Source organism: Bradyrhizobium sp. LHD-71 (assembly GCF_031157255.1).
In the GTDB taxonomy this organism is placed as follows: Bacteria; Pseudomonadota; Alphaproteobacteria; order Rhizobiales; family Xanthobacteraceae; genus P52-10.
The window spans coordinates 77280-98900 of sequence record NZ_JAVIFX010000016.1 but is presented as its reverse complement, the minus strand read 5'-3'; the positions used below and the strand labels follow the sequence as shown (position 1 = coordinate 98900).

Sequence of the window (21621 nt, the reverse complement as noted above, 5' to 3'; positions counted from 1 at the left end):
GTAACTAGGCCTTGCGCTTCTCTTCGGGTCCGCATCACATCCATGGCCCGGCATCCCCCTGTCTGCATCACCTTCAGGGGCAATGCGCATGTCGTTTTTCCTGGGGCAGTTTTGCAAAAAGCACGAACGCATCGTTGGTCGTGCGGGGATTTGTTTTGTTCTGGAAGAGGCGAATGGCGATTGGCGCGACCAGGCAATCGAGGCGTTCAGGGTTGCGCTCGTTCCGGCGGCCGACAGCGCTCGCCATCATCATCGGCTCGATCTCGCCCGCGCATGCCCAAGTCATTCCCCTGTTCGGCGAACAGGTTGCGCCACCATGGAGCTCACAGCGCGTCTTTGAACGAACGCCGCTGCCCAAACTTGAAGATCCGGACACGGTCGAGCAGCCTGAGCCGGAAGACACCCCGGTCAAGACGCGTCAGCATCCAGGATACGAGCCTGTCGGCATCCGATCTGGCCCGTGGATGTTTAATCCGTCGCTGACTGCCGGCGTCCTCTACGACAGCAACGTCTTCTCGTCGAACACGCTGCGGCGAAGCGACATCGCAGCGATGGTGGAGCCGGCCTTGCGCCTGCGCTCGATGTGGGAACGGCACGGGCTCGACCTGAAGCTCAGTGCGCAATCCATCAACTACAGAGAAAACTCAAGCCTGGACGAGACGAACTATGGCGTTCGCGGCAGCGGTTGGTTCGATGTCGCGCGCGACTTGATGGTCCTGACCAGCTTCCAGGCCTCTCACCTCAATGAGGGGGTTGGCTCACTCGCCTCCCCGGCCAACGCCGTCGAGCCGACGCCCTACGATCTCTTCAGCGGCGACGTGACGGTGCGCAAGGAGTTCAACCGATGGGCGCTGGCCGTCGGCGTCGGCGTCGAGTCCTATAATTTCGGATCGACGCGCGCGCAGGACGGCACGATCATTTCGCAAAGCGCCCGCGACGGTCAGATCTACGCCCTGCATGGGCGGGCCGACTACGCTTTCTCGTCGAACGTCGGCTGGTTTTCGTCACTCGAATACAACCAGCGCGAATTGCGAGGGACGGCCACGCAGAGCATCGATTCACACGGCTATCGCGTACTCACTGGCCTCAATATTGCATTGACAAGACTCATCACCGGCGAATTTGGCGTCGGTTATGTGCAGCAGCGCTTCGACGATCCGACGATCGGCACGATCGAAGGACCCGCTTATCGCGCGATGCTCAATTGGAGCCCGACGCGCATGATGGATGTCAAACTCAAGGCGGAGCAGCTTGTCACACAAACTTCGGATACAAGTGCCACCGGTGTAATCGCCGACAGTCTTCAACTCGGAGTCGACTATGAGCTTCGCCGAAATGTCGTGGTGTCTGTGGCCGGCGGAATGGAGTGGGATCGGTTCCACGGCCAATCCCGCAGCGATCAGGTCAACACCGTCGACTCCCGAATAAAATATTTGCCGAACCGGTTTGGAACAATCTCGCTGTTCCACAGGTACACCGACCGCAACAGCAACGTTCCGGCCTTCCGCTACGAAAAGCATCTGGTGGGGTTCAATGCTACGGCACAATTCTGAATATCTGCCCGTACCGGACATCGAAGCTTCGCCCACCCACGATGAGCGGGCTAAAACGGTCGACCTGCGGGAGATCGCAAGAATTCTGCTGCGCCGCTGGCACATCATCGGCACGATCGCCGGAGCGCTCACGCTCGCGGCGCTGATCTTCGTGATCAGCGCCACGACCCAGTACACCGCTACATCCACGATCCTGGTCGATCCGAGACGGGCAAACGTCGTGGATACGACCCAAGCCGTGCTGACGAACTTTGGCACGGACGATGCTACGATCGAAAGCCAGGTCCTTCTGATCAAGTCGGTCGCGATCCTGCGACGCGTGGTCGAGCGAATGAAGCTCGCCGAGGACGAGGAGTTCGTCCCGCCGCCGACCATGCTCGGTACGATCAAGCGACTGCTTCGCCCGTCTTCGCCGTCGTCCGGCCTCAGTGCCGAAGAGATCTCCACGAACCGCGCGGTCGACGCGCTTCAGCAGCGGCTGAAAGTGGTTCGGCAGGGCACCACATTTCTTGTGGACGTCAATGTCAATTCGGAAAGCCCTGCAAAAGCGGCCGATATCGCCAACAAGCTTGCCGAAGCCTACTTCGAGGAGCAGGTTCGCGCCAAATATGAAGCGACCCGAATTGCGGCCGGCTGGCTCAGCGGCCAGATCGAGAATCTGAAGAAGCGGGTCACGTTGTCGGAGAAGGCGGTCGAGGATTTCCGCTCCGCCAACAATCTGACAGTCTCCCAAGGTGTCACCGTCAACGACCAGCAGATCACGGATCTCAACAACAGGCTGATCGATGCGCGCGTGCAGACCGCCGAAGCGCGTGCCAAATTCGACCAGATTCAGCAGATGGCGAAGGCCGGAGGTGATCCCGGCGCCATGAACGCCGCGATTTCGTCCGATATCATCACGAAGCTACGCACCCAGTACGCCGATATTGCAAAGAGCCGCGCCGACCTGTCGGCGAGATATGGCGAGCGTCATCCGCTGGTCGCCAACGTTCGCGCGCAGCTTCAGGACACGCAGCGCCTGATCAACGACGAAATCCGCCGCATCGTCGAAAGCACGCGTCACGACTATGATGTCGCTCTCTCGCGGGAGACATCGCTGCAAAAGAGTTTCGAGGAGCTTCAAGGCGTCTCGAACACATCCAACCAGGCGCTCATTCAATTGCACGAACTGCGTCGGGAGGCCGAGGCCAATCGCACGCAATACGAGTCGTATCTTGCACGCTACAAGGAAACGAGTGCGCAGGAGACGCTGGAAATGCCTGACTCCCGTGTAGTGACGAAGGCCAGCATTCCCATCAACCCGTCGTTCCCGAAATCGACCTTGATCGTGGGACTGGCGCTCGCGCTCGGGCTCGGGATCGGCAGCGCCGCGGCATTTCTTGTTGATTACCTCGATCGCCGCGTCAAAACCCTGGACGACGCAGCCGCCCTCCTCGGCGTTCCAGCCCTTGCCGCCGTCCCGCTGGTCGATGCCCGCGATCTCGCGGGCCGAGCGAAGCGTGGACGTGAAATGTTGGGACGGCACGATCCGACTGCAACCGGCCTGCTGCCTCCGCCGCTGCAACCGCCTCTGATGCGGTACGCGATCGAGGAACCGGCGTCGTTCTTTGCCGAGTCCATTCGCGCCATTCGGCTTGCCATTCAACGCGCGCTCCGAATCAAGCCGGTTCAGATCATCCTTGTGACCTCCGCCATCGACAATGAGGGTAAGACCACGGTAGCGGTCAATCTTGCGCTGTCGCTCGCGACGCTGGGCATCCGCACGCTCCTCGTCGACTGCGATATGCGCAACCCCGAAACGACCCGCTCGCTCTGCCCCCGAGCAAGAACCGGCCTGCTGCACGTGGCCCTTGGCAACGAGCCGATCGAACGCGCGATCCTGGTCGACCGCAGTTCCGGATTGTCGGTGCTTCCGGCGCCCGTGAACGCCTATAGCCACGCAACGTCGGAATTGATGTTCTCTGACAAGATCAGCGCCGTCTTCGAGCACCTGCGGCAACGCTACGAGCTGATTATCCTTGACTGCCCCCCACTGCTGCCGCTGGTCGACGGACGCGCGCTAGCGGAACAGGCCGATCAAATCGTGCTGGCGCTCGCCTGGGACAAGACCCCGCGCGACGCTGCGCTCGACGCGGTCGATATGCTTGCTCCCGTTCACGACCGGATCCTTGGAACGGTACTGACCAGAGTCGACCTGCATCGGCTGCGCCACTACGACTATTACAGCAGCTCTGCGTACATCAAACCCTATACCGACTTCAGTCTCAGGCGCGGGGCGGCGCTTTGAACCGCGGCCGCCACATCGTCGGCAATAAACCTATGCCCGCGAGCCTTGCCGCTTCCGCGGGCCGGCACGGATCTGCCCGACCTCGAAGCCATTCTGGCAATTCGGAAGCCGCGCTGCTCGATCTCGGTATTCTTGCATTCATCGGCCTTGCCATACTGGCAACGATGACAGTCTCGCCACCCCTGCTGACACACTGGAAGATCCAGTATGTGAGCGCCGGCGGCGGCTTCTACGAAAAACTGCATCCCGCAACCTATCTCGTGGTTCTCGCGCTCTGTCTTGCCATGTTGCGCGGCGTAAATCCGATTCAGGAGCTGGTTCGCATCGGCTTGGAATCGAAAGCGATCCTGCTTTATCTCGTCTGCTGGGGGTTTCTGCTCGTCCAGACGTTCGTGCTCGACCGTCCGTTCACGGCGGTCATCGACACCCTGCTGCTGCCTGTCTTGATGGCGGTTGCGATCTGGCAGCTGCCAGTGGCGGCACGTCGGCCTCTCGTCCGCCTCCTCCATCTGCTGATTCTGGTGAACGTCACGATCGGCTACTATGAGTACTTTGCCGGGCATCGGATCATTCCTCTGACCGTCGGCAGCATCCTCGTTCTCGGCGAGTGGCGGTCGACTGCCCTGCTGGGCCACCCGCTCACCGCTTCCGGCCTGGTCGGCGGCTACGTGCTCGCAATCATCCTGAAACCGCAGCTTTGCCCGCAACCGCTGTTGCGCTTGCCACTGGTTGCATTCTGCCTTGGGTCGCTGATGGTCTTCGGCGGGCGTACGGCGCTCGTAACGACGCTGGTCATCATTGCCGGCGTCATTGCGTTCGAGCTGTTTCGGGTGCTCCGCGGCGGTCGAATTCCGTTGACGACCGTCATTGCCGCAATCTGCGTCATTTTCGTCGGCGCGGCCGCCGTTTTCTGGGTCCTGGATCAGGGCGTGTTCGACAAGATGCTGCTGCGCTTTTCGTCCGACAAGGGCAGCGCGCTGGCGCGCTTGGCCACCTTGGACATGCTCAACCACCTGGATTGGAACGAGATCATCCTTGGTCCCACTGCAACACGCGCCAATGCGCTGCAGAGCCAACTCGGTCTCGCCTACGGCGTGGAGAATTTCTGGATCGCCTGCATCGTCCAGTTTGGTCTCGTACACACCGTGCTGATGACCTTGGCGCTTGCGGCGTTCTTCGCCGTGCTGCTTCAGCGGTCAACTCCCGCTGCCTATGCGTTGCTCGCTCTCATCATCGTCATCGCCGCCAGCTCGGTGAGCTTTTCGTCGAAGAACATCCAGCTCACCCAATTCGTGGTGCTGATCACACTTCTCTTGTCGCGCAGCGAACCTTCAACGGCCCGTTCGTCGGTTCGCGCGCAGCCGATCCGTTCGGTCCGCGCACCGCCTCTGCAAGCCGGGAGCCCACCGTGACGATCTATGTCGATCATACCCATCTCGGCCGCCGCCGCGTGACCGGTATCGAGCGGATCACGAGCGAGCTGTTTTCGCCGCACGCCCTCGCCCCGGTCGAACTCACACCCGTGACCGCGAGCGGGACCGCAGGCATGATGCTGACTCAGACGTTCGGCCTGCCGCTTCGGCTGAGCGATCCGTCGGCCGTCCTCGTATGCCCAGGCTTCCCGCCGAGCCCCCTGCTGCTGCCGTTCGCCAGCCGGGTGATCCCCTACATCCACGACCTTTTTCTCGTCACACGCCCCGGCGATCTCAACGCCCGGGCGAAGCTGTACATGGCGAGGCCGTTCCGGCTCGCGGTCACGAACTATCCGCGCTTTCTCGTCAATTCCCTTGATACGGCGCGAAAGCTCAAAGCGTTTTGTCGCAGCAATGCCGAAATCGTCGTCTACCGGCCCAAGGTCCAGAACGTCTTCGGCGTGGAGCAGGCCGTTCGCGATCGGCCGACCAGCAATCATACGACCCTGCGGCTACTAAGCATCGGCACTGTAGAGCCGCGCAAGAATTATACGTATGCCGCGCGGATCATCCGCGAACTGCGGCAGAACGGTTTTGCCGATGCGACCCTCGAGATCGTCGGGCGCAACGGTTGGGGCAGTGACTGGCAGCTGCTCGAGCGCGAGCCTGGTGTCATTCTAAGCGGCTATCGATCCGCAGATGAGGTTAGACAACGGCTGCAGGAGGCGGACGCCCTGCTCTGCACCTCACACGAAGAAGGGCTTGGCCTTCCGCTGCTCGAGGCGCAGTATGCTGGAATTCCGATCATCGCCCCCGAGGGCGCGGTGTTCCGGGAGGTCCTGGGCGAGTCGGGGGTGTTCATCGATCCGACCGATTGTGTCGCGGCCGCCAAGACCATTGCCCGCATTCCGCTGGAGGACGGGTGGCGTACGCGCTTTCGCGAGTTGGACATGCACAATCTTGCGCGTTGGAACGCGCTTGCCGACAATGACCGCACGCAGGTCAGTCAGATGATCGCGTCGATCGAACAGAACGTCGCCGGGCCATCGCCAGATCGGTCGCGACGGGTAACCGAGCCGCGCGGCAATACCAACTGAGCCCGGTCGATGCAGTCTTTCATGGAAGGCAAAGCGTTCGATCGACGCGGCGAAGCGAAGCTTCCGCTGCCTGCGGCCGCTCCAGGGGGCGAAAGCCGATGAGCGCCTCGACGACAGAAATTGGCTTGTCGACCGTTGCAACCGATCGCAGTCCCGCGAATGTCGCTCAGCGCGACCTCTCGTTCGACAGCCTGCGCGGCATCGCCATCCTGATGGTGATCGGTATCCACTCATTGCATCAGCCGCTTGATGCAGCTTGGGCAACGGCTGTCGACGCAATGTTGCGGCCTGCGGTGCCGCTCTTTCTATTCGCCTCGGGTTATCTTTCCGCCCGCACGCGCCGTATCCCCATTCTGAAACGCCTCAGGGCGGTTTTGATCCCGTACGCAATCGCCTTCGTCGCGGCCTATCTCTACATGGCCATCAATAACCCGGAGATGGATCATCGTCCCTGGGTCGCCTTGGCGCGCTTTTGTCTCGGTTACGTCCTTGTCTACTATTATGTGCCCGTCTACATCGGCTGCACCCTCGTGCTCTGGCTGATTTTTCGACTTTGCGAGCGAACCTCGCAGGAGGCGGAGCGCAAGCTCGCGATCGTGCTTGCGCTTGCGATTCTGCCCGGGCTGCTGGCCGGGAGCTACCTCGATCCACTGCTGTCCCGGCTTGGAGCATCGAACTCCCTGATCGAGGAGGCACGGCTGCGCGACCTTCCGTTCTGGTTCGCGTTCATGTCGCTCGGTGTGCTGACAGGTTTGTTACATGCGGAGCGCCCTCTCACTGCCATGGTCCCGCTCCTCGCTGCGTGCACACTGACCGCATACGCAATCTATGCAGCTGTCAGGATCGCCTCGCTCGGCGATGCGGCCGCCTATGATTCGATCGCACTGTTTGTCTATGCGGCCCTGCTTTGCCTGATGTTTTTGGCTGCACCGCTTCGCAACACCCTGCTCGGCTTCGTCGGCTCTGGGAGCTACTTCATCTATCTCTGGCATATCCTCGCGATCATGTGGCTGCGGGATCAGGCCGTCTGGCAACACACAAACGGCGCCCTGGCCTCGGTCGCGACTTTCGCGGCGGCAGCCGTCACGACCATCGCCGCCCTCGCCGTCATCCGCTCGGCTCTACCGGCGCGCGCGGCACAATGGCTCGGAGCCTGAAGAACGATGATGCTCAGGCACTCGCTGCTCTATCTTCCGGCCCAGGTCATCGGTCCGTTGATGCAACTGGTCGCGATGGTGGTCTGGACGCATCTCGTCGACGACCACACGCTTGGCGTCATCACTCTCGTGATCGCGACCCATGAGCTCTTGCAGGTCGCCTTTCTCGCCTGGTGGTCACAGTTCGCGTTGCGCTTTTTCGGCAGGTTTCTGAAGGCAGACGACACCGAGCGCTTCTTCCGGACTGAAAACGCGGTGCTCTGTGCGTCCATCGTGCTGCAGAGTATTTTCGCTACGGTAATCCTGCTATCGGTCGTGGCGCCGGGTTCGAAAACCGCCTTGATCAGCGCGACGATCGCCTACGTCATGACCCGCACCCTGACGCTCTATGTCAGCGAACGGGCGCGCGTATCGCATCAGATCGGCATCTATTCGGTTCAACAAATCCTCGGACCAACACTGGGATTTGCCGCCGGATGGGTCCTGGTCGAGTTGATCGGACCAGCGCCGGAATGGGTGCTGGCCGGGTTCGCCATCGCCCAGTTCGCCGCCGTGGCGCTCGTTCTTCCGTTCCTGAATTTCAGCTTCCGTTTGCGGCCGGTCGATCGCGACGTCCTCAAGCACGCCCTGCACTATGGTGCTCCGCTCATCATCGGGGGGGCGCTGAGCTGGTTCGGGCTCAACGCGCCGCGCTTCATCGTCAACGACCTGCTTGGGGTCGCCGCAGCCGGCCTGTTTGCGGTCGGCTACGGATTAGGCCAGCGGGCCGCCGCGGTGGCGGCAATGCTAGTGACCGCGGCCGCCTATCCGCTCGCCGTGAGGAAAATGGAAGAGAAGGGCAGCGCGGCGGCGATGCGCCAGCTGGCCGACAACGGTGCGTTGCTGATCGCAATTATCGTTCCGACTGTCGTTGGCATTTTCATGCTGCGTCAGGACATCGTCGCATTGCTGATCGCCGAGCCGTTCCGCGCAACCACGCTCGCGATCCTGCCGCTCTCGGTTCTGTCCGGCGGCATTCGCAGCGCCCGCGCACACTTTTGCGATCAGGTCTTCCTCCTTCACAACCGGACGCGGCTGGCGGTGCTGGTCACCGGCGTCGATGCCGTCGCAGCTTTGGGATTCGGCATCGCCGGCACCCTGATCTGGGGACTCATGGGCGCAGCGATGGCGAGCGTGGCGGCGGCCGCGATTGCCGCCCTTGTCAGCCTGCTTCTCGGGGCGACCCGCTTCCATTTGCAGGTGCCATGGAGTCACCTTGTGCGCATTGCGCTCGCATCGACTGCCATGGGCGCGGGCATGATGATGTTGCCACACGCTCGCAGCATCGCATTCCTGATCGTTTATGTCGGGCTCGGCGCTGCGATCTACCTCTTGAGCATAGGGCTTCTCTACCTGCCCTGGCTGCTGCGCAGGGTCGGCGGCCGCGTCAAACTCTCGGCCGCCGAGTGACTCACGCGCGCCGCGCCTGCTTGAACGAATCTGCGATGGCGAACCAGAGCGGCTTGCGTTGCATCCCCTCGTCGAATGGCAGCGGCCGCGGCCACCGGGCGGCCTGAGGGTTCTTCTGCCGGGCTGCGCCGTAATAGAATGAATACTTGTCTGCGAGCTGCCACGCGATCAGCATCTTCACCGCGGGAACGGAAAAGACATTCGTCAGGAAGCGCTTTGCCGTGTCGGCAACCATCGCATCCCGCGCGCGGATATCGTCCGGAAACGTATCGTCCCGGACGTCGAACTCCGTGATGTAGATATCGACCCCGCGTGCAGCGAGCGCGTGGACGAACTCAAGAAATCGCCCCGGATCGTGGGGATATCGCGGCTGCAGATGGCCCTGCAGTCCGACCGCATGCAGCGGCGCGCCAGCCTGCTTGAGCTCATCGACGAGTCGCAGCAGCCCTGCGCGAATCCCGCGGCCAACATCGTCGTCTCGCTCGGCATGCGCTTCATTGAGCACAAATTTTGTGCGCTTGTCGATGGAACCAGCACGCAGGAATGTGCGTTTGGCATAGCTCGGTCCGAAGGTTTCGTACCAGGGGCCCAGTCTGTAGCCACCAGGCGCCCTATGACCCGGCCAGAATGGTTCGTTGACGATGTCCCATGACTGAAATTGTCCCGCATATCGGCCAATGACCTCGTCGACATATCTGTCAAAGAACTTCTCGCGTTCCGAGTTGCTCATCGACTTGATCCAATCCGGTACCCATTCATTCCAAATCAGGCAATGGCCGCGCATGGAAATTGCGTGGCGTACGCAGAACTGATGCAGCCGATCCGCCGCTTCGAATTGCAACGGGCCGGGACGAGGCGCCACGCGACTCATCTTGAGGGCAATATCGCTGGTGATAACTTTTGTATGATCGAGGTAGAGCTGACGATACGCTGCGTCCTTGTCGATCACCGGTCCCGCAGCAGCGCCAAAAACAAACCCATTCTCCGCCGCAATGGAACTGAGTGAGCCTTCTGCTGCAAGAACCGGTGCAGCCGTACTCGCTATCGCAGCGCCTGCAATGACGGACATTGCTTGTCTGCGCGAGAGCGTCACATCCATTACGTGTCTCCTTTGCCAAAAGAATCTCGCTGAACGCATTTTTTTCAACTGCGAGCGCATCGCCATTGTTGCGTCGCAATAGTCCGATTTGATGACGGTGCTCGCATTCTGATCCTCGCGAGTACACATCTTTACAATCGGCGATGTGAAAATTGATGTCGCGTTTGCCTATTGGAACGCCTGTCAGGGGACTAGACATGACGCTCTTAAGCGCACGCACGGCGCGCAAGTTCACGGTCGACGGAATCACAATCAACGTTCCGACGATGGATGAAGCGATTTCGTCGATCGTATCAGCCGTACAGCAAGGGCAAACCTTCTCCGTCTGCACCCTGAACCTCGACCACGTCGTGCACCTGAGTTCGCGCGACGACTTTCGCCACGCCTATCGTCGGGCACGCTTCGTCACCGCGGACGGATTTCCGATCGTCGTGCTCGGCCGGCTGGCCAAGGTGCCGATTCGACGGACAACCGGAGCGGACCTGGTCGAGCCGATCTGCGAGGAGGCGAGCCGGCGGGGGCTGTCAATCTTCCTGTTGGGTTCGGACGATGCGACGCTGGCGGAAAGCAGCAACCGGCTCTGTGAGCGCTTTCCCGGACTGCAGATCGCCGGCACTTACTCCCCACCCCGGGGCTTCGATCCATATGCGCCGGAGGCCGACGAGGCGATCGAGCGAGTTCGCGCGTCGAAGGCGAGAATTTGTTTTCTCGCGCTCGGCTCGCCCAAGCAGGAAATTTTTGCAACGCGCTGCCTCGATCGCATTCCCGGCACGGGACTGCTGTGCATCGGAGCCTCACTTGATTTCATCGCCGGCACACAGGTGCGCGCGCCACGATTCGCGCAGCAATTCGGCCTCGAATGGCTCTGGCGCGCGATGCTCAATCCAAAGCGCCTCACGCCGCGCTATGCGCGCTGTGTGGCGGCCCTGCCCCGGCTCCTCGCCAACACAATTCCGCAGATCATCGACGCTCGCATGGGGACTCTAAGATGGCGACAGTAACGACGGCCCTGAATCTCGCAGAAGGGCGCGCGCAACGCTATCGGATCTGCCTCATTCACCCGTTCGATCCACGCGGACAGAAAGTCGGCGGGCTTGAAACCTACATCCGCGACTTCATCACGTTTCATCCGTCGGATACCGATGTGCTTTTCATCGGCGTCGATTCGATCGGTGACCTGGAGCTTGGCAAGGTTCATCGCGTCACATTTCGCGGACGGCAGTTCGATTTCATGCCGATCCTTCGCTATTCCGACCAGGACGCACGCGAGGCCGCGCTAACCATCCGTCAGTCTCTGACCGGCCAGTTCTTTGCCGCCCTGCTGCGGAATTTCCGACCGGTGGCGTCCGAACTCCGCAAGCGCCCCGGTTCGATCGATCTGCGCCGTGTCGAATTCTCCTGGCTTCCGGTGATCCTCAGGCTGCCGTTCGTGCAGATGCTGCATGGCGAAGGCGTGCCGAAGCTGCGGATGGATTCGCTCCTGAAGAAGTATTCCTTCGTTCATCACACGGGCGAACGGTTCGCGGTCGCGATGAGCGAAAAGTTTCTGTGCGTTAATCCCCACATCACCGAACGAATACGCTCGACCTATCCGAGCAAGAGCGACAAGATCGACACGCTCTGGACCTGGGTGAACACAGATATCTTCAAGGTGCTGCCCTTCCCTGCCGCCGCCACGCCATTCAAGATCGCCTTTGCGGGCCGCCTGGATGAATTCAAAGTCCCGCCGTTGATGTTCAAGACAATCGAGAGGCTGAAGGCGAAGATGCCCGGCCGCGTCGAATTTCACTATATCGGCACGAGCAACCCGAAGCGCTTCCCCGAATTCGAACGGATCGAGGACGTCGCGATCTGCCACGGCTTCAAGGACGCGGCAGGAATGGCCGCCACGCTCGGCAGCGTGCATGCCGGCATCCTGACGTCCGAGTTCGAGGGCATGCCGCGTTGCGTGCTGGAAACTCTCGCAGTCGGCCGACCCGTGGTCGCCATGCACCTGCCACAGCTTGAAGCGGTTATTCGCGATGGCCGCAGCGGCTTTCTCGTACAACGCAGCGGCTCGATGGACGAAGACGCCGACAATCTGGCGCAGCAACTGATCGCCACCCATGAACTGGTTGCTACCGGGCGAATGGTCGCCGCCGAGGTCGCCTCACACATTGACAACTTCACGCCGCGCACCCAGCTTGCGCGGGTGTTCCAGCTTCATCACGACATTCAAGATTCAAGGCGAATGACTGGCGTCCCGCTGACGCCAGAACCTCAGGCATGAACATTTTAATGCTCACGAGCGAGTTCTCTCCGGCTACCGGTGGCATCGGCACGTACGCGCGCGAGATGGCAGCGGCTGCGAGCGCGCTCGGAGCACGCGTGACCGTGATCGCGCCGGACTATGACCGCGGCGATGAACTCGACGATAAGGCGTTTTCCTTTCGCACCCGCCGCTTCCATGGCGGCCTGCATTCCATGCGCGACATGCCGAAGAAAATTTTTCTGGCACGCGACGTGGTCAACGCCGAGAACTATGACATTCTGCATGCTGCCGACTGGCCTTTCTTCATCCCGGTCGCGCTGTCGCGCGGGCGCACTTCGGCGCGGGTGATCATGACGCTGCATGGCAGCGAGATCAACGAAACGCAGACCTTCCTCAAGCGCCTTGCAATTGGCGCCTGCAACGTCTTTGGTGGCCGCACCGAAATCGCCGCGAACAGCGCCTACACGCGCGATCTCTTCCGCCAGCGCTTCGATGTGAAGCCTCACAAGATCAACGCCATTCCGCTCGGTGTTTCTGAGTTCTGGTTCGGCGAGCGGAAATCCCGCTCGGCGACGCGCGCGCAATACGACATTCCTGACGACAACGTCGTCCTGATAACCGTTTCACGACTGACCCGGCGCAAGGGACACAGCATCACCGCAGCAGCGATCGGCACCCTGGAGCCGGCAATCCGCAAGCGGCTCACATGGCTCATCGTCGGCCCGGACGGCGAGGCCGAATATATCGAGGCGCTGGAGGGCGATCTGAAGTCGGCGGATTGCGACATCCGCCGACTCGGCGTGCTGGCCGACACCGAGATACGCAATTTGTATGGCGCGTGCGACTTCTTCTGCCTGACCGGTGTGCCGGATCCCTCGGGTCGCGTCGAAGGATTCGGGCTCGTCTATCTCGAGGCAGCAGCGGCAAGCCTGCCGAGCGTCGCGACGCGGGTCGGTGGCGTCGCCGATGCCGTGCTCGCCGATTTGACGGGCCTGCTGGTGGAGCCGACCGTTCCGGAGGTCGCCGGTGCCCTTCGGACCATGATCGAAATGCCGGAGCTCAGAGCGCAGCTCGCTCCGGCCGCGCTCGATCGAGCGCGACAGCTGTCCTGGAAGCGTTGCGCAGCGCAAACCTACTCGTTGCCTTTGGATTGATCATGAGCACCGGTCTTCGCCACTGCCAGATGATCGTCATCGCCGCCGCAGTCCTCTCCAGCCTTGCGGCAACGAACGCTTCTGCCGACAGCTGCGAGCGAAGCCGGGACTACCTTCTGGGTGGTCTCGCCGGCGAGTTGCCGCAAGCACCCCAGTCCTACAAATCACTCTTCGATATCTGCATCGCGACGGCGACATTGGCCAACGTGCAGGACGCCTACATTCTGAAGGACGGCGGCATTGCCGCGGTTGCCAAGAACAACAGCGTCGGCGCGACGGCATCGACTCTTTCCGAGTTCTGCCAGCGCTTTCCACGCGCCACTCTCCGGTTCATTTCTCCTGCCGAGCTCGCCCGCTCCAAGACGATCGGCCAGACTCTCCGGTTGTCGTCGGGCGGCATCACATCGTGCCGCAAGATCCGGGGACTGGCGGCCTATTGAGACGCGGCAGCGCGATCGGCTGCCCCGTCATTCTGCTGGAAGCGGATGGTGGTCTGCTGGAGCCGCCGCAACTTCCTGTGGTTTCACCGAACGATCGCGGGCCAGCAGCGTATAGACGGTCGGCACCACAAACAGCGTGAGAACGGTCCCCAGGACCAAGCCACCGACAATGACGAGCCCGATCTGGTTGCGGCTTTCCGCTCCTGCGCCCACCGCCATGGCCAGCGGAACGGCGCCGAGAACCATCGCCGACGTCGTCATCAGGATCGGACGAAGCCGCAATGCGGACGCTTCCACCACTGCGTCCAGTCGCGAGCGTCCCTCGTCCTGAAGCTGGTTGGCGAACTCGACGATCAGAATTCCGTTCTTGGTGATCAGGCCGACAAGCGTCACCAGGCCGACCTGGCTGTAGATGTTCATGGTGCCTCCGCCGAGCTTGAGCGCCAGCAGAGCACCGGTCATCGACAGCGGCACGGTCAACATGATGATGAACGGATCGATGAAGCTCTCGAACTGCGCAGCCAGAACGAGATAGATGAACATCAGTGCGAGCAGGAACGTGAAATAGATATCGCCTGACGCCTGCTTGAACTCACGCGATTGGCCGATGTAATCGATCTGCACCGAGCTCGGCACGACCTGTCGCACGGCGTTCTCCAGCGCTGCGATCGCCTCGCCTTGCGAGTAACCGGACGCGATATTGGCGGTGATATCGGCCGAGCGAACCTGATTCTGCCGGCTCAGTTCGCGCGGCGCGACGGATTCGCGCAATTCGACGAGATTGGAGAGTTGGATCATCTGGCCGCCGGCATTGCGCACATAGATCTTCGCGAGGTCGTCCGGATTGGTGCGCTCGACGTCGGCGACCTGCACGATCACATCGTACTGCTTGCCGTTCTGCTTGAAACGTGTGACTTGCCGCCCGCCGAGCATCGTCTCCAGCGTACGGCCGATCGTTTCGACCTCGGCGCCGACATTTGCGGCGCGTTCGCGATTGACGCTGACCTTCAGCTCGGGCTTGTTCAGCTTCAGCCGGGTTTCGACGTTGGCAAGCTCTGGCCGTTTCTCGGCTTCCGCGAGCACGAGCTCGACCAGGCCGTTAAGTTCGGAGTACTCGACCTGTGATTGGATCGTGATCCAGACCGGACGTGAGCTCGCGTTCTGCCCCAGCGATGGAGGATTGTTGGCATAGGCCAGCACGCCGGGCAGTTGTTTCAGATCGTTGCCGACCGAATTGACGATAACCTGCTGCTTGCGCTCGCGCTCGCCCCACGGCAGCAGGCGCGAAAAGGCGATGCCCTGCGAGACGATGGGATTGCCCGATACCACAAAGCGCCCCTCGACCTCCGGCACCTTGGAGACGATCGTATCGATACGGCCCGCGTACTCGTTCATATAGCCGGTCGTCGCGCCTTCCGGCCCGATGAAGAAGCTGATGATCGTTCCGCGATCCTCCACCGGCGACAACTCCGGCTTCAGGGCATTGAAGATGAAATAGCTGCATCCGGCGAAAGTGGCGCCGCCGAGCAGCACGAGGAACCGGTAGTTGAGCACGAAGCGAAGCGCTGAGCGATAACCGCTCGTCATGCCGACAAGCGCTCTTTCGACAAGATTGAACAGAAACCCATGCTTCGGCTCGTGCTTCAGCATGCGCGCGCACATCATCGGGCTGAGGGTGAGCGCGACAAAGCCGGAAATGATGACCGCGCCTGCGAGCGCCCAGGCGAATTCGGTGAACAGCCGCCCCGTGGTGCCAGACATGAAACCGATCGGCGCGTACACCGCCGCGAGCGTCAGCGTCATCGCGATCACCGCGAAGCCGATCTCCTTGCTGCCCTTGAACGCGGCAGCCATCGGCGACATGCCTTCCTCGATGTGGCGATAGATGTTCTCGAGCACGACGATGGCATCGTCGACGACCAGGCCGATCGCCAGCACCATCGCCAGCAGCGTCAGTGTGTTCACAGTGAAGCCGAGCGCATACATGATCGCGAAGGCGCCGAGCAGCGACGCAGGGATCGTCACGACCGGGATCAGTGTCGCACGGAAGTTCCGCAAGAACAGGAACACGACCAGGATGACGAGGAGGATGGCCTCGCCGATGGTTCTGAACACCGAGTCGATCGAGGCCTGAATGAAAACGGAAGTGTCGTGCGCCACCTCAGCGCTCATTCCCTCCGGCAAAATCTCGAGAATGCCGGGCAGCTCCGCACGAACGCCTTTGGAAATATCCAGCGGGTTCGCCACCGCCTGCTTGACGACGCCGATCGACACCGCCGGTTTGCCATTGAAGCGCACGGAAACGCGCTCCTCGAGCGGACCGCGTTCGACCCGGGCCACGTCGCGCACCCGGACCGGGAAGCCCGAAGCCTGTTTGACAATGATGGCGCCGAACTGGTCCGGCACGCGCAGGTCCGTCTCCGCGAGCACCGTAAATTCCGTGTCCCGGCCCTCGATCCGTCCGGCCGGCACCTCGACGTTCTGCGCCCGCAGGGCGTTTTCGACGTCCTGCGGCGTGAGCGCGTACGCGGCAAGCCGTGCCGCATCAAGCCAGATGCGCATCGCATAGCGCCGCTCGCCGAAAATCCGCGCCTCGGCGACCCCCGTCACCGACTGAATCCGGTCCTTCACGAAGCGGTCGGCGAAGTCGGTGATTTCGAGTGGAGAGTGGCGGTCGGAGGAGAATGCCAGATAGAGGACAGGCTGCGCGTCCGCCTCGACCTTGGAGATGACCGGCTCGTCGATTTCGGTCGGAAGCCTGCGTCGCACGCGGCTCACGCGATCGCGCACGTCGTTGGCGGCCGCCTCGACGTCGCGACCAAGCTTGAACCGGATCGAGATCTGGCTGCGCTCCTGACGCGTGGTCGAGCGGAGATAGTCGATGCCCTCGATGCCGGCGATCGATTCCTCAAGCACACGCGTGACGGTGCTCTCGATCACTTCGGCACTCGCGCCGCGGTAGTCGGTCTGAACGAGAACGACCGGAGGGTCGATGTTGGGATACTCGCGGACCGCCAGACGGCTGAACGCCACGAGGCCGACCAGCACAACGACGAGGCTCAGAACAGTCGCGAAGACCGGCCGGCGTATACAGAGGTCTGAGATGCGCACGGATCAATCCGCCGTGCGAGCGCGGATCAGCGAGCCGTCGCGCAGCTTGAGGGCACCTTCCGAGACGACGATCGCGTCACGGGACAGGCCTTCCGCAACCTCGACTTCGCCGGCGCGTCGCTGACCGATCTTGATCTTCGTCAGGCTCGCGCGTCCGCCGACGACCTGAAAGACGAAATGCTCCTGCCCCACAGGCACGAGCGCCGATTCCGGAACGAGAACACTTTGCGTCGTGTCGTCCAGCAACAGAACGACACGTGCGAACATGCCGGATCGCAGAAGGCTGTCGATGTTGGCCATGCGCGCGCGCAGGATGACAGCGCGCCCGTTCGGATCGAGCGCCGGGTCGATCGCGTAGACGCTTCCCTCGAATGTCTTGCCGGGAATGGCGTCGAAGGAAACCCGAATCGTCTGGCTCACCTTCAACTGCAGGGCGAACACCTCCGGAATGCGGAAATCGACCTTCATCGCCTCCAGGTTCTCGATGTTCACGATATCCTGGCCGGGATTGACGTAATCGCCGACGCTTATCCTGCGCAGCCCGAGCACACCGTCGAACGGTGCGAGCAAGGTCGACTTTTCCAGCGTCGCCTGCGCCAGCGCCAACGCCGCCTCATCGGCGCGCATCTTGGCCAGAGCCTCGTCGTGGGTGCGCGGCGATCCTGCCCCCTTGGCCATCAGATCCGCTGCGCGCTCCTGATTGGCGCGACTGAGAGTCACGCTCGCGGCCTGCTGCGCGACCTGCGCCTTCGCGACCGATGCATCCAGTCGGACCAGCGGTTCGCCGCGCGAAATCTTGGCGCCCTCCTTGAAGAGGATTTCGGCGACGCGGCCGGAGATCTCAGGACGGATCATCACGGACTCGTCGGAGCGCAGGCTTCCGACCGCCTCGATCTGGCGTCGAATGGCACCAATCTTAACGCGCTGGGCTTCAACGGCGATTTCGTTAACAACGGGCGCCGCAGCCGTCGCAGCGGACGTCCGTTCCAGGCGCAGGTACGGCTCGATGTGCGGCCAGCCGTAGCCAAGCGCCGCCAGCGCAGCGATCAGAAAGATGCCGATAAACCAACGCATGGAAAATGTCTCGTGACCTGCCCAGGACGGCCGCAGAATAGGGGCAAGCGAATGAATTTCCAACATTTTCCGCGGCGAATCGAAGTCACATTCGCCGTAAATGGCGGCAACCGCTGCCTTTCGGACCGGCAAACGGCATAAAAACGGGAGCTCCGCGACAAGAGCTCCCGTTTAAGTCCCCAGAACTCTCAGACCTGGCGGAGCCGAGGTCGTCAGGTTCGGTTTAGCCTTCAGGCGGCCCGGTGCGTTTCTTCCTTTTCCTTCATGGCTGGCACTAAGGCCGTCTCGGTTGCAACGTCGTGCCGCGGGAAAGGCCTGTTGCCCGAAAGCGCACGCAACAGCACATAAAAGGCCGGTGTCAGGAAGATGCCGAACGCCGTCACGCCGATCATGCCGGCGAAGACCGCAATGCCCATCGCATGGCGCATTTCCGCGCCCGCGCCGGTGGACGTAACCAGCGGAACGACACCCATGATGAACGCCATCGACGTCATCAGGATCGGCCGCAGCCGCAGCCGACTGGCTTCGATCGCAGCCTGGATCGGACTTCGACCTTCGAACTCCAGCTCGCGCGCAAATTCGACGATCAGAATCGCGTTCTTGGCTGATAGTCCGACCAAGACGATCAGGCCGATCTGCGTGAAGACGTTGTTGTCTCCAGCCGTCACCCACACGCCGAACATTGCCGCCAGCAGTCCCATCGGCACGATCATGATGATCGACAGCGGCAGGGTCAGGCTTTCGTACTGGGCCGCGAGCACGAGAAATACCAGGAACAACGCGACCGGAAACACGATCAGCGACGAGTTGCCGGCGATGATCTCCTGGTAGGTCAGATCCGTCCATTCGAACGAAATACCCTTCGGCAGCGTCTCGGCGGCGATGCGCTTCACCGCATCCTGCGCCTGCCCGGAGGAGTATCCTTGCGCGGCGCCGCCGTTGATATCGGCGGTGAGAAAGCCGTTATAGCGCATTGCGCGCTCTGGTCCTGCGCTCTCCTTCACGCGCAGCACGGCCGAAAGCGGAATCATCTCGCCGGAGTCGGACCGCACGCGCAGCGAACCGATGTCGCCGACACGCGCGCGGAACGGCGCATCAGCTTGCACGCGCACTGAATAGGTGCGGCCGAACTTGTTGAAGTCGTTCACATACAGCGAGCCGAGATAGATCTGCATCGTCTCGAGCACGCTCGTGACCGGCACGCCGAGCTGGCGCGCCCGTGTGCGGTCGATGTCCGCATAGAGCTGCGGCACGTTCACCTGATAACTGGAGAACAGGCCGGTGAGCTCGGGCGTCTGCATCGCCTTGGCCATGAATGCCTTGGTGGCGGTGTCGAGCGCTTCGTAGCCGAGCCCGGCCCGATCTTCGATCTGCAGCTTGAAGCCGCCTGTGGTGCCGAGACCGTTGACCGGCGGCGGCGGCAGCATCGCGATGAACGCATCCTGGATGGCGGCGTACTTCTTGTTCAGCTCCTGCGCAATCGCAACCGCATTCAGCGAAGGATCCTTGCGCTCTTCAAACGGTTTCAAGACCGAGAAGACGATCCCGGCGTTCGATGAATTGGTGAAGCCGTTGATCGACAACCCCGGAAACGCCACCGCGCTCTCGACGCCCGGCTGCTTCAACGTAATCTCCGTCATGCGGCGGATCACGTCCTCGGTGCGGTCCAGCGTTGCACCGTCAGGCAGCTGGGCAAAGCCGATCAGGTACTGCTTGTCCTGGCCCGGCACGAAGCCGCCGGGCACAGCCTTGAAGAGACCATAAGTGACAGCGATCAACGCGATATACACGCCCATGACCACCACCTTGCGGGATATCACCCGCCTGACGCCGCCGCCATAGGCCTCAGAACTGCGGCGGAAGACCGCGTTGAACCGCCTGAAGAACCAGCCGAGGCCCTTGTCCATCGCGCGGCTCAGCCAGTCCTTCGGCGCGTCGTGCGCCTTGAGAAGGTTGGCCGCGAGCGCAGGCGACAACGTCAGCGAATTGATCGCCGAGATCACCGTGGAAATGGCGATGGTCAGCGCGAACTGCCGATAGAACTGTCCCGTGAGCCCACTGATAAAGGCGAGCGGCACGAACACCGCGACCAGCACCAGTGCGATTGCGATGATCGGCCCCGACACTTCGCGCATCGCTCGATACGCCGCATCACGCGGCGACAGGCCCTCTTCGATGTTGCGCTCCACGTTCTCGACCACAACGATCGCATCGTCGACGACGATGCCGATCGCCAGCACCAGGCCGAACAGGCTGAGCGCATTGATCGAGAACCCGAAGATGTACATCACCGCAAACGTGCCGATGATCGATACCGGGACGGCAATCAGCGGAATGATCGAGGCACGCCAGGTCTGCAGGAACAGGATGACGACGAGCACCACCAGCGCGACCGCCTCGAGCAGCGTGTGAACGACGGCTTCGATCGAGGCGCGGACAAACCGCGTCGGATCATAGACGATGCGGTACTCCACGCCTTCCGGCATGTTCTCCTTGATCTCCTCCATCACCGCGCGAACGTTGTTGGCGATCTCGAGAGCGTTCGAACCGGGCGCCTGAAATACGCCCATGCCGATGGCCGGCTTGTTGTCGAGCAGCGAGCGCAATGCATATTCCGAGGCGCCGAGCTCAATGCGCGCGACGTCGCGCAGCCGCGTGACCTCGCCATTCTGGCCGCTCTTAACGACGATGTCGCCGAACTGCTCCTCGCTGTCGAGCCGGCCTTGCGCGTTGATCGGCAGCTGCAGGTCGATTTCCGGCACGTTCGGCGATGCGCCGATCATTCCCGCTGCAGCTTCGACGTTCTGCGCCCTGATCTCGCGCACGACGTCGGCCGGTGACAAGCCGCGCTCGGCGACCTTCTGTGGATCGAGCCAGATCCGCATCGCATAGTCGCCGGCGCCCCAGATTACGACCTGGCCGACACCAGGGATGCGGGCGAGCCGATCCTTGACGTTCAGCACGCCGTAATTGCGCAAATACGTCATGTCGTACCGGTCATTCGGCGAGAGCAGGTGGACGACCAGCGTCATGTCGGGCGAACTCTTCACCGTCGTGATGCCGAGCTGCCGCGTGACTTCGGGCAACCGCGGTTCGGCCTGGGCCACGCGGTTCTGTACGAGTTGCTGCGCCTTGTCGGGATCGGTGCCCAGACGGAAAGTCACGTTGAGCGTCATCAGGCCGTCCGTCGTGGCCTGACTGCTCATATACAGCATCCCCTCGACGCCGTTGATCTGTTCCTCGATCGGCGTCGCAACCGACTCGGCGATCACCTTCGGATTGGCGCCGGGATACTGGGCACGCACGACGATGATCGGCGGGGTGACCTCCGGATATTCCGAGATCGGAAGCGCCGGCAACGACAGAAGGCCGGCCAGGAAGATCAGCGCCGAAAGGACGCCTGCGAAGATCGGCCGGTCGATGAAGAATTTGGAAAAGTTCATGACGTTATCTCTGCAAACGCTTGAGAACTACACGCAACAGTCCTGACGCAGCCTTCAGGGGCTCCGGGACTCCGGCGTTTGATGGAAAAAGCCG

14 protein-coding genes are annotated in these 21621 nt (G+C 61.8%); 10 read left to right on the top strand and 4 right to left on the bottom strand.

Features of this window, described 5'->3' with window-relative positions:
• The first annotated feature begins 173 nt into the window (after positions 1-173).
• The 6 genes from RCO31_RS18785 (at position 174) to RCO31_RS18760 (ending at position 8955) form a co-directional block, all read left to right on the top strand.
• On the top strand, positions 174-1553 hold the full coding sequence (locus RCO31_RS18785; protein WP_308969970.1) for an outer membrane beta-barrel protein: 1380 nt from the start codon (positions 174-176) through the stop codon (positions 1551-1553).
• On the top strand, positions 1534-3840 hold the full coding sequence (locus tag RCO31_RS18780) for an AAA family ATPase (RefSeq protein WP_308969969.1): 2307 nt from the start codon (positions 1534-1536) through the stop codon (positions 3838-3840). Before RCO31_RS18785 ends, RCO31_RS18780 begins: the two co-directional genes overlap by 20 nt.
• Positions 3841-3872: 32 nt before the next feature.
• Entirely contained in the window at positions 3873-5252 is a 1380-nt protein-coding gene (locus RCO31_RS18775; RefSeq protein WP_308969968.1) for a VpsF family polysaccharide biosynthesis protein, read from the top strand.
• Entirely contained in the window at positions 5249-6349 is a 1101-nt protein-coding gene (locus tag RCO31_RS18770; protein WP_308969967.1) for a glycosyltransferase, read from the top strand. The genes RCO31_RS18775 and RCO31_RS18770 overlap by 4 nt, the downstream gene beginning before the upstream one ends.
• A gap of 98 nt (positions 6350-6447) precedes the next feature.
• A complete protein-coding gene (locus tag RCO31_RS18765; RefSeq protein ID WP_308969966.1) occupies positions 6448-7506 on the top strand; it encodes an acyltransferase in 1059 nt (352 codons plus the stop codon).
• Positions 7507-7512: 6 nt separating this feature from the next.
• A complete protein-coding gene (locus RCO31_RS18760; protein ID WP_308969965.1) occupies positions 7513-8955 on the top strand; it encodes a lipopolysaccharide biosynthesis protein in 1443 nt (480 codons plus the stop codon).
• A 1-nt stretch (position 8956) separates the two neighbouring features.
• Here RCO31_RS18760 and RCO31_RS18755 read toward each other — a convergent pair whose 3' ends face one another.
• Positions 8957-10054 (bottom strand): endo-1,4-beta-xylanase, encoded by a 1098-nt coding sequence (locus RCO31_RS18755; protein WP_308969964.1) that lies wholly within the window; start codon positions 10052-10054, stop codon positions 8957-8959.
• 197 nt (positions 10055-10251) lie between these two features.
• Between RCO31_RS18755 and RCO31_RS18750 the strand changes: the two genes are divergently transcribed.
• From RCO31_RS18750 to RCO31_RS18735, 4 genes are read left to right on the top strand one after another with little or no spacing between them, the layout of a single operon-like run.
• Positions 10252-11055: a WecB/TagA/CpsF family glycosyltransferase gene (locus RCO31_RS18750; RefSeq protein WP_308969963.1), complete on the top strand. Its 804-nt coding sequence runs from the start codon at positions 10252-10254 to the stop codon at positions 11053-11055.
• Positions 11043-12323: a glycosyltransferase gene (locus RCO31_RS18745; RefSeq protein WP_308969962.1), complete on the top strand. Its 1281-nt coding sequence runs from the start codon at positions 11043-11045 to the stop codon at positions 12321-12323. The genes RCO31_RS18750 and RCO31_RS18745 overlap by 13 nt, the downstream gene beginning before the upstream one ends.
• Positions 12320-13459 carry a glycosyltransferase family 4 protein gene (locus RCO31_RS18740; RefSeq protein ID WP_308969961.1) on the top strand — a complete coding sequence of 380 codons (1140 nt, stop codon included), beginning with the start codon at positions 12320-12322 and terminating at the stop codon, positions 13457-13459. Before RCO31_RS18745 ends, RCO31_RS18740 begins: the two co-directional genes overlap by 4 nt.
• A 2-nt stretch (positions 13460-13461) precedes the next feature.
• Entirely contained in the window at positions 13462-13899 is a 438-nt protein-coding gene (locus RCO31_RS18735; RefSeq protein ID WP_308969960.1) for a hypothetical protein, read from the top strand.
• A gap of 27 nt (positions 13900-13926) precedes the next feature.
• On the opposite strand, the gene RCO31_RS18730 is transcribed toward RCO31_RS18735, so the two are convergent.
• The 3 genes from RCO31_RS18730 to RCO31_RS18720 all read right to left on the bottom strand — a co-directional run bounded on the left by RCO31_RS18730 (position 13927) and on the right by RCO31_RS18720 (position 21527).
• Complete coding sequence (locus RCO31_RS18730) at positions 13927-17010, bottom strand: efflux RND transporter permease subunit (protein WP_308969959.1); 3084 nt, start codon at positions 17008-17010, stop codon at positions 13927-13929.
• Positions 17011-17013: 3 nt separating this feature from the next.
• Entirely contained in the window at positions 17014-18084 is a 1071-nt protein-coding gene (locus RCO31_RS18725; protein WP_308969958.1) for an efflux RND transporter periplasmic adaptor subunit, read from the bottom strand.
• A 230-nt stretch (positions 18085-18314) separates the two neighbouring features.
• Positions 18315-21527, bottom strand: a complete 3213-nt coding sequence (locus RCO31_RS18720; RefSeq protein ID WP_308969957.1) for an efflux RND transporter permease subunit — start codon at positions 21525-21527, stop codon at positions 18315-18317.
• Positions 21528-21621: the final 94 nt, after the last annotated feature.